9 protein-coding genes and 1 pseudogene are annotated in these 9,393 nt (G+C 64.6%); 3 read left to right on the plus strand and 7 right to left on the minus strand.

What is annotated here, in order from left to right:
- Window positions 1-189: 189 nt before the first annotated feature.
- From AIIKEEIJ_RS08280 to AIIKEEIJ_RS08295, 4 genes are all read right to left on the minus strand, one after another.
- Window positions 190-642: a hypothetical protein gene (locus tag AIIKEEIJ_RS08280; protein WP_161995402.1), complete on the minus strand. Its 453-nt coding sequence runs from the start codon at window positions 640-642 to the stop codon at window positions 190-192.
- A gap of 145 nt (window positions 643-787) precedes the next feature.
- Complete coding sequence (locus AIIKEEIJ_RS08285) at window positions 788-1,015, minus strand: hypothetical protein (RefSeq protein WP_202916755.1); 228 nt, start codon at window positions 1,013-1,015, stop codon at window positions 788-790.
- A 254-nt stretch (window positions 1,016-1,269) separates the two neighbouring features.
- Window positions 1,270-1,683 (minus strand): hypothetical protein, encoded by a 414-nt coding sequence (locus tag AIIKEEIJ_RS08290; RefSeq protein ID WP_161995403.1) that lies wholly within the window; start codon window positions 1,681-1,683, stop codon window positions 1,270-1,272.
- 162 nt (window positions 1,684-1,845) lie between these two features.
- The gene (locus tag AIIKEEIJ_RS08295; RefSeq protein WP_161995404.1) at window positions 1,846-2,223 is read right to left on the minus strand and encodes a VOC family protein; all 378 of its coding nucleotides are present in this window, start codon (window positions 2,221-2,223) and stop codon (window positions 1,846-1,848) included.
- Window positions 2,224-3,052: 829 nt separating this feature from the next.
- Between AIIKEEIJ_RS08295 and AIIKEEIJ_RS08300 the strand changes: the two genes are divergently transcribed.
- The 3 genes and pseudogenes from AIIKEEIJ_RS08300 to AIIKEEIJ_RS33950 form a co-directional block, all read left to right on the plus strand.
- A complete protein-coding gene (locus tag AIIKEEIJ_RS08300; protein WP_065922164.1) occupies window positions 3,053-3,652 on the plus strand; it encodes a hypothetical protein in 600 nt (199 codons plus the stop codon).
- Window positions 3,653-3,659: 7 nt separating this feature from the next.
- A complete protein-coding gene (locus AIIKEEIJ_RS08305) occupies window positions 3,660-4,304 on the plus strand; it encodes an RES family NAD+ phosphorylase (protein ID WP_202916754.1) in 645 nt (214 codons plus the stop codon).
- Between the two features lie 287 nt (window positions 4,305-4,591).
- Window positions 4,592-4,708: pseudogene (locus tag AIIKEEIJ_RS33950) on the plus strand (type II toxin-antitoxin system RelE/ParE family toxin); the annotation flags it as partial.
- 145 nt (window positions 4,709-4,853) lie between these two features.
- On the opposite strand, the gene AIIKEEIJ_RS08315 reads toward AIIKEEIJ_RS33950, so the two are convergent.
- The 3 genes from AIIKEEIJ_RS08315 to AIIKEEIJ_RS08325 all read right to left on the minus strand — a co-directional run.
- Window positions 4,854-7,496, minus strand: coding sequence for an ATP-binding cassette domain-containing protein (locus AIIKEEIJ_RS08315; RefSeq protein WP_274386557.1), 2,643 nt, complete (start codon window positions 7,494-7,496; stop codon window positions 4,854-4,856).
- 85 nt (window positions 7,497-7,581) lie between these two features.
- Window positions 7,582-8,460 carry a branched-chain amino acid ABC transporter permease gene (locus AIIKEEIJ_RS08320; RefSeq protein ID WP_065922162.1) on the minus strand — a complete coding sequence of 293 codons (879 nt, stop codon included), beginning with the start codon at window positions 8,458-8,460 and terminating at the stop codon, window positions 7,582-7,584.
- A 28-nt stretch (window positions 8,461-8,488) separates the two neighbouring features.
- Window positions 8,489-9,393 (minus strand): ABC transporter substrate-binding protein (locus tag AIIKEEIJ_RS08325; protein WP_161995406.1); only part of this gene is annotated, 905 nt, incomplete at its 5' end.

Genomic DNA, 9,393 nt, shown 5'->3' on the forward strand with positions numbered 1-9,393 from the left:
CAACCGTCGCCCGCCACCGCCACGGCACACACTCCGACACCATCACCACGACCGCCCCCGCCCGTACGACGGCCCCGGTATCGCGCCCGGCCGGACCCGCCCCTTCGGGCCACCGCCGAAGTCGCGCCGATCGAGCGGGCGGAACACCGCCCCGCCGAAACAGGTGCCCACACCGATCCGGGATGCGCGTCAGGCCAACTTCCGGGTCCGCCCGGGCATCCGCCGCCGGTACCGCAGCACCAGGGCCGTTCGCGCCGCGGCGGCGACAGGTCCATAGGGCAGGGAGAACCCGACCCAGAAGACGGTCTCGGCCGGCAGCAGCACCAACGCCAGGGCCGCGCCGGCCCGGCGCCGCCGCCACAGCAGCGCGCCGGCACCACACTCGGCGGCGCATACCACCACGAACGCCGACAGCAACGGTACGGTGGTGCGGATCCCGCACCGGTTCTCGAACTCGCCGTGGCCGTAGGTCGGATAGCCCAGGAACGTGGCGATCTCGCCGTGCCGGACCAGGTGCGCGATCGCGTAAAGCCCCGGCAGCCCGAAACCGAGCCCCGAAGACCACGCGAGGACGGCGGCGGATCTGGCCAGCACCTCGTCGCCGCCGGGGCGATACGCAGAACCGAACGCCGTCCGTTCCATGATCCGCAGAACACGACTGGGCAGGGCTACCGGGGTGGGAGGCAGGGTGCTGCGGCCAGGGCCTCCGCATCTAGCATCACGGTCAGCCAGATATCTGTCCGAGGGTGAAGAGATCGTTGCCCTCCGTCCGCCCAGGAGGAGGCCGCTAGACGACAAAGCCTGCCTCGTGCAGGGCGATGAAAGCGATGGTGATCGCCATCAATGCGTACACGGTCACCATCGCCACTTTGGCGGTTCTCTCGCTCGTGGGCGGAAACACCCGGAGAACCGGCTTCGAATACGCGACCGGTCGACGCTGTTGCGACCGCGAGGTGAGTGCGAAAGCCGTGGTGACAGCGCCGATACGGTACGGCTCCGTCGGATTCGTAGTCATTGCACACGTCCTCTCCGCGCCGAACTAGCCTCAATGGTAGGCGCGTGAGGTGCCACGGAGCGCGCGGATAGTGGACGGGGTGCCAATCGCGTCCGGCGGCCGCGTGGGGCACTGAACGGATCGAGGCCCGGCAGTCCCGACACGACTACCGACGAAGGTGGGCCGCTGCCGTCGGTCGCGCTCGTCCAGCGTGTGTTTTCTACGCCCGGCGGGCAGCACCACGAGACCGTCGCGAGCACCTGCCCACCCTCGCCTCACAGACCGACGACGAGCGAGCACAGGCCCTCGCCGGACGCATCGAGCACCTCCACCGGATCAGCAACGCCCCCGTCACGGACGTCCTCGCCGATTTCGCGCAGCGCTCCAGGTCCACAGCCCCCGCGACCATGCTGCTCGCCGAGCTCGACCGCGTCGCCGCCGACCGCCGCGACCTCACCAACCCCGACGCCACCGAATGGACCGCTAGGCCCGTTTCCGACACCGAGACCAGGCGCGGCCCCAGGAGAGGACATCGAGGTGGGGACGACCCTGACCAGCAGCCCCGCGGGGCGGGACGTCGCGGTGATGAGCATCGTGCCCAGCGGCACCCGGCGTGGCGCAGGCGGCCAGATAACCCAGTTGCCTTGTATGCCTTGAATATCGGCACGGTCTCCGGCAGCCGGGCTCACCTGGGACGGTGGTCGGGCAGCCACACGGTGTCCGGGCCCGCGAAAGGCGGCCCGAGCCGCTTTGCTGCAGGTGCGCGGTCACCGCCGCAGGAGAGGCGCGCCAGTCGTAGTCGGTCCGGGTCACACTCAATCGCATGACGTGCGCTGTTTGCCAGTCGTCGGTCAGCCGCCATAGGGGCGGGTGATGATCTCGAGGTTGTGCCCGTCCGGGTCGGACCAGTACACGCCCCGGCCGCCGTCGTTGTGATTGATCGTGCTGGGCTGCTGGTGTCCGGGATCAGCCCAGTAGTCCAGGCCTCGCTGTGTGATCCGCTCGAAGATCCGGTCGAACTCGTCCTCCGAGACGAGGAAGGCGTAATGCTGGGGCGAGATGTCCCGACCAGTGTCAAGGAAGTCCAGCGAAACGTCGTTGCTCAGCGGCAGGACCATGAAATGGCCGAAGGGTTTCGGGTCCGGGAGCCCGAGGATGTCTGCGTAGAAGCGCGCCGAAGCCGCGCGGTCACGGACGTGGACGATGGTGTGGTTCAGCTGCACCGACATTGAGCACTTCCTGAAATCTATGGGGTATGAGCGGCCACGTGTCGGTCGCACCGACGCGGTCGCGCCAGTCCGGCTCGCCCGGCACACGGTGTCGGGTGACCCGAGCCGACGTGGGCCGCGGCGTGCACGCACTGATGGATCCCCAGGCGACCGCGCCTGGCATGAAGCCGAGGCCTGGGACCGGTGAGGCCGTCTCGTCCCGACGAGCTATCCGAACCTCGCCCGCGAATTAGTCGGGGCTGTATCAATGCGGTCCGGGGGAACGAGGTCATGCTCTTCCCATGGGAGGAGCCACATACGCATACACGTGTTGCAGGTAGGGGAATCATCAATTCGACCATCGTCCGGATTATTCCGGTCCTTCACAGTTGAGGGTGTAGTCACTGGTTGGATGGTGGCTGGCGCGTCGGTCCCGGGGCAGGTGTCGAGGTCTTCCGAGGGCGGAGGTTCCCACTCTGCCTATCAGGAAGACTTCGACGTGCCTGACGCTACCTTCGGCTGCCCTGACCTGACCACGTTCTGCCCGTCGGTGTGCTGCGCGTGCACGTCCTGCTCCGCGGTGGGACGCCGGGGCCGCAGATGCTCGACCAGTTCCTCGACTGGATTGCGGCCACCCTGCTGTGTGCGGAGCTGAGCAGCTACCGTCCGCTCGGACAGATCCCGCTGGGTGGTTCGGCGCGGCGGTCGCGACAAGGACCATGCTGCTCTTCCACCTGCGTCGACCTGTGCGGATCCGCGGGCGGCGATGCCGTGCCGGGCCCGGACAACTCCCACACTCCCCTCACTAACAGGACGATATACTGTTAGTGACTGTTAGGAGGTGGTGGGAATGACCGATGTGGAGGACCGCTACCTGGCCGGTGAGGTCGACTTCGAAAGCGCCGCCGCCGATGCGCTCGACACTCCGAGTATCGATCGCCGCGATCTGTTGCCCCTGCTGCACGCGCTGCGGGCCGCCACACACCCCGCCGCGTCCCTGGCCGCCCACGAAGCCGACCTCCTCGACGCGGGCGGCGCACCCGAATCCCCTCTCGCCCTGGCCACCGCCGTCGCCGACCGGACCGCACGGATGCGTCGCCTGCTCGACAGCGCCCTGACCGTCGAGCAGGCCGCCGAACGACTCGGCGGGGTCGGCGCCTCCCGCGTCCGACAACGCGTCGGCGACCGCAGTCTGTGGGCGATCAAGCGAGCGAACCGGCTGCTGCTCCCCGACGTACAGTTCACCGACGACGGCCAGGTGCCCGGCCTCGACGCCGTTCTGCGGGCCCTGCCCGAAAACATGCAGCCCCTGTCGATCCACGGTCTGCTGACGACGCCGCAACTGTCCCTTGTCGTCGACGGTGCCCCGAACTCGGTCCTCGACTGGCTGCTCACCGGCGGCACGGTCGAGGACGCCCTGTCGGTCGTCGACCAGTACCTGGCGGCCTGAGCCGCCGATGCCCCCAGCACTACCCCACCCGCCGGGTGTGGAGGCGATCCGCGCGGCCGGAATCACATCCGACGAATACCTGACCCTAGACACCTACACCCTTCTTTGGCGGGTGCACCCCACCCGCGGCGAACACGTCCTGCCGTGGAACACCCTGCGCACCTTCGGTCCGGTCCTGCGGTGCGACCCGCACCCGATGCCGCGCCGGGACCACGCCCGCCACGGGGTCTGGTACGGCGCCGCCGATGTGCCCGGTGCGTTGGCCGAGGCGTTCCAGACCACCCGGGTGATCGATACCCGCACCCGTGTGCCCTACCTGACCGCGGTGCGGTTCACCCGGCCCCTGCATCTCCTCGACGTCGCCGTCCACGGGCCCGGCCGATGGCCGACGCGCGTCGGAGCGAACTTCGCGCTCTCGACCGCGGCACACGGCATCGCCCAGCACTGGGCACGCACCATCCGCGCCGCCCACCCGGATCTCGACGGGCTCGCCTACCGAGGCCGATTCGCCGGTGGACTGTGCGTCGCCCTCTTCACGCCCGCCGCCCAGGCGTTCCCGGATCGGCCCGAGATGACCCTTCCCCTCGACCACCCGGGATTCGCATCACGGTTGGCCGGAGCTGCCGACCTAATCGGCTACGCGATCGAATAACCGCCCGATCACTCGAGTGCTGCGCCCACCCGCCCTCGGACAGGAGTATCCCTGGGAGACAGAGGGTTACCCCCAGGGATACAGCGGACAGGCAGAGGGAGTATCAGACCTTGCGGCGATCGCGGTCCCCTCACCAGTCATCGCAATCGTCCTGAAAACTCGTCGAGCTGTCGAACGAACACCTCACCCTTCCCGAGCTCAGTACCGTCGACGATCGGCACCTCCCGCCCGGCCACCCGGTAGACGTAGGGCGAGCACTGGCTCTGCGTGGGTGTTCGCACCACAATCTCCTGGTCCCCGACGCTGCCACCGACGTCAACGACCTACGAGTACCGCCAGGTAACCGCCTGGAGGAGCTTTCCGGCGACCGGGCAGGACAGTACAGCGTGCGGATCAACTACCAGGTCACAGAGGTGAGTCATCATTCACTCCGAAAACGCGCGCTAATTCAGTCGGCCTCACCCAGCGCTGCCTACAGAGGCCGACGACGGCAAATCGCCAGGTGGACAGACCCGCCCCCTTCGGAAACGACGCCTACCGGTATTGAGGTTAGAAATAGACATCCTGCAACTGGTGAATCGATCCGGCGTCTCCCTCGAGTTCGACGACAGACCCATCCCTCAGGACGTACAACCGATCACAGACACTCGAAAGCGTCTGAATATTCTGATCGACGACAAGCACACCCTCACCGTTTTCGCGGGCCAGGTCCGACAACACCTGTAGCGCTTCGCTTGTCGCCTTGGGCGATAGCCCCAGACTGAGTTCGTCCACCATCAGAATGGAAGGTTCGGCGGCAAGTCCCCGGGCTATCGCCAGCATCTGTTGTTGACCGCCGCTCAATAGCCCTGCGGGGCGGTCCAACAGGGACCTGAGCCCCGGGAACCGGTCCAAAATCTGATCTAGGTCCTCATTCGTCAATTTGTGGCCGACCGCCAAGGCCCCGACCTGCAGATTGGCCAGCGCAGAAAGCGATCCGACTACGCCCCGGCCCTCGGGTACATGGATCAACCCAGATCTGGCCGCCGCCACTGGCGACGAAGGAACCGGCATCGAATCCATGGTGACAAGACCCTCTCCGCGGGGGATCACCCCGGACAGAGCGCGTAGTAGTGTCGTCTTTCCCGCGCCATTCCTGCCTGTAAGGCCGACGAGTTCTCCGCGGGAGACATGCAGGGAAACCTTGTCGAGAACGCGCGTGGGTCCGTATCCGACGGTCAGGTCGGTAACCGCCAAGCCTTGTGACGACAGATTCACGCTGAGCGATTCCGCCTGAGGAATCTTCGAGGAAGATAGGGCGCCAACTGACCCAGCCACGCGGACCGCGGTTGACTGGACTGGGTTGGAGTCCGATTCACGCTCCGGGTCCGGCAGTTCGACCGGCTTGCCGACGAAGGCTTCCAGTACCCGCTCGTCGCGCGTGACGTGGTTTGGTTCTCCGGAGGCCAAAACCTCCCCGCCGTCCAGAACCGTGACGGTATCGGCTACTCGCCGCACGAACGCAATATGGTGGGCGACGAGTAGAATCGTGACTCTCCCACTGCTGCGTAGTTTTCGAATCGCATTCTCCACACAGTGGATCTCATGTTCACCCAGTCCGGCTGTGGGTTCGTCGAGCAACAAGACCTTCGGCTCCGACACAAAGGACCTGGCCAGGTCGACCAGTTTCCTGTCAGCCAGAGAGATTTCATCTGCCCTCTTGTTCCACACAGACGCGGATACGCCGACGAGAAACAAGGCCTCCTCGCACCTGGTTCGAATATCGGCATCCGTTTTTCGGCCGGGCGTCGGGCGCAACAGATCTACCAGCAGCCAGCGACGGTGCTGATGCAAAAGACCTAGGGCAACGTTCTCTACCGCGGACAAGTCATCAACGAGCGAGGGATTCTGAAAGGTGCGTCCGACTCCCGTCGCACGGATTTCTGGTGGCGACATCGTGGTGGTTTCGCGACCATTGATCCTGATCTCGCCACTTGTCGGTCGGAGCAGGCCGGTGACCGTGTTGATCAACGTTGTCTTACCGGCGCCGTTTGGACCGATCAAGGCATGGATCCGACCGTGCCCTACCGCGAGATCGACTCCATGAAGTACCTGCGCCCCATCAAAAGCGACACCAACGCCGGCAAGCTCGATCGCGGCGACCTCGGTCCTTGCAGTCGCGGTATCTTCCGCAGAATTCTGGCCCCGGCCCAGCGCCGTACGATCGAGATCCTGGGATGAGGGCTCGCCGGCGTCAGCGCTATCGAGATCGCCGGTCATGTCCACCGCAGTGCCGGAACGCTCGGGTGCTCGCCGCGCGACAGTGCCTTTCCCCCACAAGTGAACTCCACCACTCCACTTCGACAGCGCACCCAGAATCCCCGCCGGAGCCAGCACGACAAAGACAAGGAAGGTGATGCTTGCGTATAGGGCCTGGTTCTCAGGAGCGCCGTGAAACACGGCAGGCAACACTGCGAAGAACAGCCCACCGAGCAATGGGCCCGACAAGGTTCCTTGCCCACCCACGACAACCATCGCGACCAGCGTGATGGACGCCGCCACCCCGAACGAATCTGGGGTGATCACCGTAAGCCCTTGGGAGATCACAATTCCTGCCAACGCTGCACCGAGTCCTGTAAAGACAAACGCGGTCCATTTAGCGTGCTTGACCCTGACGCCCAGCAAGGAAGCAACCTGCTCGCTCGAGCGTATCAACCGTAGCTCGTGCCCGCGCCGTCCACTGCCGAAATTTGAGGAGGTGAAGAGAACGAGCGCCAAGAAGCAGAGCGCAAGAAAATACAGCCCAGCGCCGTTTCCGAGGTCGACGCCGAGAACGAGGAGCTCCGGAACCAGCAGACCAGACTGGCTACCCGTAAGACTGACGAACGCACTCGACTGTAGGCCGGCCGCCACGACAAACGCCAGAAAGAACGTGGCCACTGCCGAACCGAAATGCGAAAGTTGAACCACTGCCAGCGCAACGATCCCGCACGCAACCAGGGTGACGCCCAGGCAGACAACGAGCGCCGGAAACGGAGACATCCCCGCGGTCCTCGTGACTGTCCAGGTATACGCGGCAACGGCGACCAAGGCACCATGGCCGAAGGAGATCTCGCCGAGGTGCCCCTGCCACAGGTTCATCCCGACGGCCACGGTGCCCCATGCCATACCGAGTATAAGAATGTACTGCCAGGAGGGGTCACGAACGATCATCCCGAGGGCTGCAAGCGCTACAAGTGTCGCGGACAGGCCCCAGTACCGATAAGGGGACCTTCGCTGCTGTCGCGGTATCGATTGCTCAAACACGATGTACGCTCCGCTCTCCGAAAACTCCCTGGGGACGAATGACCAGGACGGTGATGAGTGCCACGAAGATGACGAGGTTGGCCGCGTCGGGCCCGAAGTAGGTTGCCACTACATTGCTGACGATACCCGCGCTGACGCCGCCGATGACCGCCCCGGTCAGGCTCGTGAGCCCGAAAGCGATCGCTGCCGTAAAGGCATAGAGCAAGTAGCCCTCGAGCATGAATGTCGAGACGTAGGCGTGGTTGGCAGCCAAGAGGCTTACGATTGCGGCCAAGAAGCTGCTGATCCCCCAAGCTATCGCGCACAATCGGTCGCTCCGGACGCCGAGCAACCTGACCGTTTCGCGGGATTCGGCTACCGCGCGAAGTAGCAGACCAGCGCCGGAGAATCTGAAGAAGAGACTGAAGCCACCGAGGAGAATCGCTGCCACGGCGACCGTTTCCATCAGGGAATAGTCGATGCGAACCCCAAGAATACCGACGCTGCCGGAGGTCACAAGCTGTGGAAACTGAAACGGTTGGCCGACTCCCTTCAATCGGTCTATGAATGCGGCCAGTACGAGCGACAGGGCCAGCGTTCTGATGATCACATTCGTCTTGTCCGCCCTCGGCTTGGGACGGATGACGGCGTAGAAGCTGACCACGCCCAAGACTGTGCTGAACAACAACCCCATCACGACGGCCACGACAAGGGAGGCGCCGAAATCGACCATTACAGTCAAGGCGACGAAGACAGCTGCCGTGCCCATCATTCCCTGGGCGAAATTTACTGTCGCGGTTGTCTTGAAAAGCACAACCATCGCAAAGGACATCAGGCCGTACAGCATGCCGACAGCGACGCCGCTCAGAACCGTCTCCAAGAACAGACTCATGACACCTCCAGTGACTATCGGGTAAGCATCACTGCAGAACCGGTACGCTGACCGATTCGACTGCCTCGTACACACCGTCCTTGACAGTGACCGCCGGCAATGACGTCAGGCCCATGTGCGAATCTCGAGAGAACGTTACGGGCGGGATGAGAGGACTGGTCTGATGGTCCCGCATGGAGGCAAACGCATCGGCCAGGCTCTCGCTGCTCGGGTTGGGTCCGGCCATCTCGAGTCCCGCGACCACCGTTTGCGCGATCGCGCACCCGAACGTGGTCACTGTGTCGACCTCCGCGCCGGGGTAGTACTTTTCCACCGCTTCCAGGCACTCGGCTGCGCTCGGGTCCGCAGGTGGCTTGGTAATTGCCAGGCTGAACAGTAGACCGTGCGCACTCGGTGGGGTCCCTTGCAGGAAGGTGTTACCAGGCAGCGAGCTCGTACCCAGGATCGCCTTCTTGGGCAGCGTGTCCTTACCAGCAAGGAAATTGACGATCTTGGTGGTTTCTGCGGGAGCAGACGTGAACACCACATAATCCGGTCGCGCCTCGGCGAGTTGAAGGGCTACCGGCGTCACGTCGGCGCCGAAAGGCACGATTGCCGTGCCGAGAAATGCGCCGCCACCATCGCGCACGGCTGTCTCGACCTTCGCAAGAATGGCATCGTTCTGGTCGGACACCGTGCGGACGAGGAAGACGCTGCCGGCGCCTGTCTTCTGGAAGGCGGCGGACACTACGGCATGCGCCTGGTCGGGAAAGGTGGGGACCAGCGCGAAGGCCTGCGGCACCACCGTGTTCACAAACGACGGACTCGACTTCGCCGGGAAGAGGAGAGGAACGCCCGAAAGCTCGTCACAGACAAAAATATAGCGATCGTCGGTGGCTCGGGCTCGGGCTCGATCGATGCAATTGTCCCGGTTCTGGACAAAGCGGGCGTTCC

This window comes from Rhodococcus sp. YH1, assembly GCF_009939605.1.
GTDB lineage: Bacteria > Actinomycetota > Actinomycetes > Mycobacteriales > Mycobacteriaceae > Rhodococcus > Rhodococcus aetherivorans.